This is a genomic window from Oleiphilus sp. HI0117, assembly GCF_001635235.1.
In genome coordinates this window covers 1-4,648 of record NZ_LWGA01001502.1, presented here as the reverse complement: position 1 = coordinate 4,648, position 4,648 = coordinate 1, and the positions used below count along the sequence as shown (strand labels likewise).

At 44.6% G+C, this 4,648-nt stretch carries 5 protein-coding genes; 4 read left to right on the top strand and 1 reads right to left on the bottom strand.

Going from position 1 to position 4,648, the window contains the following annotated elements:
• From A3757_RS24800 to fliS, 4 genes are all read left to right on the top strand, one after another.
• A partial coding sequence (locus tag A3757_RS24800; RefSeq protein WP_255375001.1) for a flagellin occupies positions 1-1,079 on the top strand: 1,079 nt, incomplete at its 5' end.
• Between the two features lie 85 nt (positions 1,080-1,164).
• Positions 1,165-1,560 carry a flagellar protein FlaG gene (locus tag A3757_RS24795; RefSeq protein ID WP_068554820.1) on the top strand — a complete coding sequence of 132 codons (396 nt, stop codon included), beginning with the start codon at positions 1,165-1,167 and terminating at the stop codon, positions 1,558-1,560.
• A 228-nt stretch (positions 1,561-1,788) separates the two neighbouring features.
• Positions 1,789-3,780: a flagellar filament capping protein FliD gene (gene fliD, locus A3757_RS24790; protein WP_068554818.1), complete on the top strand. Its 1,992-nt coding sequence runs from the start codon at positions 1,789-1,791 to the stop codon at positions 3,778-3,780.
• Between the two features lie 47 nt (positions 3,781-3,827).
• A complete protein-coding gene (gene fliS, locus A3757_RS24785) occupies positions 3,828-4,223 on the top strand; it encodes a flagellar export chaperone FliS (protein ID WP_068508421.1) in 396 nt (131 codons plus the stop codon).
• Positions 4,224-4,331: 108 nt separating this feature from the next.
• Here fliS and rdgC read toward each other — a convergent pair.
• The coding region (gene rdgC, locus A3757_RS24780) for a recombination-associated protein RdgC (protein WP_197470304.1) at positions 4,332-4,648 on the bottom strand (317 nt) is incomplete at its 5' end.

The window sequence follows — 4,648 nt, the reverse complement described above, 5'->3', positions numbered from 1 at the left end:
CTGCAGACGGTCGTAACATTGATATCTCGGGTGCGGGTGCAGCAGCGGCAGGTGTTGCAGCGGCTGACACGTATGTTGGTTCCTACACTTTAGTATCTAAAGATGGTAGTGATATTGAGATTACTAGTAATACGGGTGCTTCGCTTGAGAATGCTGGCTTAGAAGTGGGTTCTTATAGTGGTTCAAAAGCAACTGCTGTGAGTGATACCTTGGGTGGTACGGCGCTTACTGCTGGTGACTTGGTAATTAATGGTACAGCGGTTGGTGCTACATTCTCCTCTTTTGATAATGCGTCGACGGCAAATAAAGATGCGAGTGCGATTTCAGTTGCATCAGCAATTAACTTGGTTTCAGATCAAACTGGTGTGACTGCGACTGCGAATACCACGCAGGTGACCTCATCTGATGTTTCTGCGGATACTGCTGGTAATGCGACGGTCAATGGCGTGTCTATTAGTTTTGCCGCTGGTACGACTGGCACGACCTCTGAGCAGGTGTCTTTAGCGGTTGATGCGATTAACGCTAAGACGGCTCAGACAGGTGTTACTGCTAAAATTGTTGACGACAACCAGTACGAGTTGTTGGCTGAAGATGGTCGAAATATTGTTGTTGGTTCGGGTACAAACTTCGGTGCTGCGGATGCTACTACTTTTGGTACGGTTAAGTTAGAGTCTGGTGGTCCTATTGAAATTAGTACTCAGGATCCTACGGCGATTAGCAACTCAGGCTTTGAGGTCGGTACATATGGTGGCTCTCAAGATGGTCAGCAGCTGAAGGATATCGATATCAGTACCGCAGCAGGTGCTGAAGACGCGATAACTGCAATTGATAACGCGATCAACCAGGTTGCAAGAGAGCAAGCGAAATTGGGTGCGATTCAAAACAGATTCGAAAACACAATTTCTAACAACGCGGTAAACAGTGAAAACCTATCAGCTGCAAACTCTCGAATCAGAGATGCTGACTTCGCGACTGAAACTGCAGCGCTATCTAGAGCTCAGGTTCTTCAGCAGGCAGGTATTTCAGTATTGTCGCAAGCGAATGCTAGACCTCAGCAGGTTCTATCGCTTCTACAGTAATAAGTACTTAGTAATATGAACGTTGCCGGCTTTAGCGTGAGTTAAAGTCGGCTTACGCAGTTAAAAAAGATATGTGAGGTGAATTATGAGCGACATGAAAATGAGTGGTGTAGGCCAGCCAGTTAAGCTGGCTGCTGCATCGTCTGCTCAAAAGGCACAGCGCAGTTCTTCTGTTGACTTTAAAGATGGTGCGAGTGCAAAGCCGGTTGCGCAAGGTGTAGAAGAAAAGCCTAGCCTTAAGCCAGCGGAGCAAGCGCAAGAAAAGGTTGAGCAGGCTGTAACAAAGTTGAATGACTATGTGCAGTCGGTGCAAAGAAATTTGCAGTTTAATCTCGATGATCAGTCAGGGAAAACGATTATAACAGTGGTTGATAAGCAGACCTCTGAAGTAGTTAGGCAGATTCCTGATGATGTTGCTTTGAAGTTGGCTCAAGACTTGCATCAAGATGAACCGTTAAGTTTATTTAAAGCTAAAGTGTAGTTTTTGGCTAAAATAGCGGCAATGGTTTACATTCTTTTACAACACGGGAGTTAAACTTCCCGTGTTGCCTGCCGATACTATTTATAGGCAGGGTTCAATAACGCTGTTAAGCTGTTTACCCTTTAGTATTCGTTAATCACTAAAATATTGAAAGCAAGAAAATATCGGCTTTCGCGCTATATCTGATATAGAGCACTTTTGGTGATTACAGGTGAGTAGGTGGATGTTATGGCCAGTGTATCTTCAGTCGGAATAGGCTCGGGTGTTCTAACTAGCGAGTTAATAGAGAATCTCGCTAGTGCGGAGCGTGCTCCGGTCGAGGCTCGTCTGGACAGTCAAGAAGCTGACGTAAATGCTGAACTGTCAATTTTTGGTCAAATAAAGTCCGCTATTACAGATCTTCGCCTACCTTCGCGTACACTGGCAAATCCTGAGTTATTCGAATCAAAAACGGTTTCTTCTGGGAACTCTGCATTCTCTGCAGTGGTAGACTCCAATGATGCAACTCCATCAGTTCATACGCTTGAAGTTACCGCTTTAGCAGTCTCTCAAACGCTTACTTCTACTGAGTTTAATGACTCCGATACAACAGCGATTGGTGAAGGCTCTTTAACGATAGTGGTTGATGGAAAAACGACTAACGTTACTATCGATAATAGTAATAATACGCTTGATGGTATTGCTGCAGCGATCAATTCTGAATCTGATGTAGGCATGACGGCTTCAGTTCTTTACACGGGAACTGGCTATAAGCTTGTATTCAATGCCGATGAAACGGGTCTGGATAAAACGATCGATATTTCTGTTTCGGACACCGGTGATGCAAGTAACACAGATGCAAATGGTCTTTCTCGACTCGCCTACACCGCGGGAGCGACTAACTTAATACAGAGTCAACCAGCCGCGGATGCATCATTCAAATTGAATGGTGTACCGATCACGCGCTCAAGTAATGAGATTTATGACGCTATTCCAGGTTTAACCCTGACCCTGAGTGGCACAAATGATGGTTCGCCAGCCGCTTTATCTGTTCAAAATGATCACACTGCTGTGGTCGAGAAAGTTTCAGAATTTGTAGAGAAGTTTAATGCTCTACAGACTTTGGTGAACGACAATAGTGAGTTTGACCCTAGTGGTGGGGCTGAAGCGGGCATTTTGCTTGGTGACTCGACAACTCGAAGTATGATGAATCAGGTACGACGCGTATTGGGTTCGACGGTTGGTGGTTTGGAAAATGCAAATGTCCGTAGTTTGGCAGATATTGGTATTACGACAGATTATCAAACTGGTTTGCTAAGCCTAAATGAAGACACTCTTAGTGATCAGCTTGATTCGCACCCAGATGATGTTTCGGCTTTGTTCAGTGATCAAGGGCGAGCCAGCGATGCTCAAGTAAGCTTTGGTACTGCAAGTATCAACACTAAGCCGGGCAGTTATGATATTAACATAACGACTGCTGCGACAAGAGGAGAGCTATCGGGCGCTGTAAGTTTAGGTGCTAGTACAACTATTGATGCAAATAATGATGAATTCACCATTAGTATTGATGGTACTGAAAGTGGTTCAATCACGCTTGATGCAGGTAGCTATACGCAGACTCAATTAGCTGCCGAGATTCAATCTAAAATCAATGCAGATTCAACGCTTAGTGCTGCTGGAAAGTCAGTAACGGTTAGTCTAGACGGCTCTAACCAGTTGGTAATTAATTCAAATGTTTATGGTGCGGCGTCTACGGTAGAGATAACAGCTGTTGATACTAATACAGTAGCTCAGCTTGGTCTGAGTATTGCTGCGGGCGTTGATGGCGTCGATGTTGAGGGTACTATCAACGGTGCTGTGGCGACAGGGTCAGGGCAGGTGTTAACCGCTGCTGTTGGTGATGACTCTGAAGGTATTAGAATTACTGTTGGCGGATCATCTACGGGCGACCGTGGAACGGTTACTTATATTGAGGGGGTTGGCGAGCAGTTAGTAGACTTGATTACTAATATGGTATCGCTTGAAGGTTCGCTCACTACTAAGAATGATACGCTGGCTAAAGAGCTAGCCTTGATTGCAGAGCAGCGTACTGCGCTTGATGAAAGAATAGAGTCAGTTACTGCGCGTTTAGCTAGGCAGTTTACCGCAGCTGATATCGCGGTTTCCAAGTTAAATAGTACGATGGATTTTATAAAGGCGCAGCTAGATGCGCTTTCAGGTTCAAGTTCAAGTGAAAAATAAGAGAAGTAGCTGGGGAAATTACACCTCGGTAATCGTAGGAGAATAATATGAATGCATTACATCAGTATCAGTCGGTTAATGCGCAGACAAGTGTTGTCGATGTTGACCGTCACCAATTAATTCAGCTTTTATTTGATGGTGCTGTTGAGCGCATTAATATGGCTAAGGCGCGTATTGCTGCGAGTGACTTTGAAGGCAAGAATCGTTTGATTAACAAGTCGATAGAGATTATATCGGGTTTGCGTAGCTTTCTGGATTTAGATAAGGGGCAGGAGGTTGCGCAAAATTTATTTGATCTTTATGTCTACTGTGAGCATCGATTGTTTGAAGCGAATGTCAAAAACGATCTGGAAATGTTGGAAGAGGTGCTTTCTCACTTGAAGAAGATTCAAGGTGCCTGGTCTGGTATTCGTCAGGAAGTTATTGAAAAGGGTATTCTCTAGAGGCTTGTTCGCAAGTCTAGAGTGCTTTTTTGCTTATTGCTTTTACATAAGAGATTGAATAGCGGCTATTGATTGCCGCTATTTCTATGTACTCAGCGTTGCCGACAGTTAGTTCGATTCTTCGATCACGGCGCTGGTATCTTCACCGCCGAATGCTTCCAGGATCTCTGGAATTAGTTTGTCGAACTCTGCCGTCATAATGGTGAAGCCAGCGTCAAACATGCTGGCGGCATCTTCGGCGTTCATGTCGTCAAGTTGATCTTGTAGCATATCGCCAAACTTGATGCGCTTCACACTTAAATCAGAGCCTAATAATAGTGTTAGTGACTCGCGCCACTCGACAGCAAGTTTGGTGACTTCCATTCCTGATTTGATTTGTTGGTCGATCTGTTCTTGATCGAGTTCCAAGCCTTTATACTTAATAG

Bases quoted from the DNA above. Each gene is read 5' to 3' on its own strand.
- fliS (WP_068508421.1), top strand. From the start codon at position 3,828: ATGAATGCATTACATCAGTATCAGTCGGTTAATGCGCAGACAAGTGTT.
- A3757_RS24795 (WP_068554820.1), top strand. From the start codon at position 1,165: ATGAGCGACATGAAAATGAGTGGTGTAGGCCAGCCAGTTAAGCTGGCT.
- fliD (WP_068554818.1), top strand. From the start codon at position 1,789: ATGGCCAGTGTATCTTCAGTCGGAATAGGCTCGGGTGTTCTAACTAGC.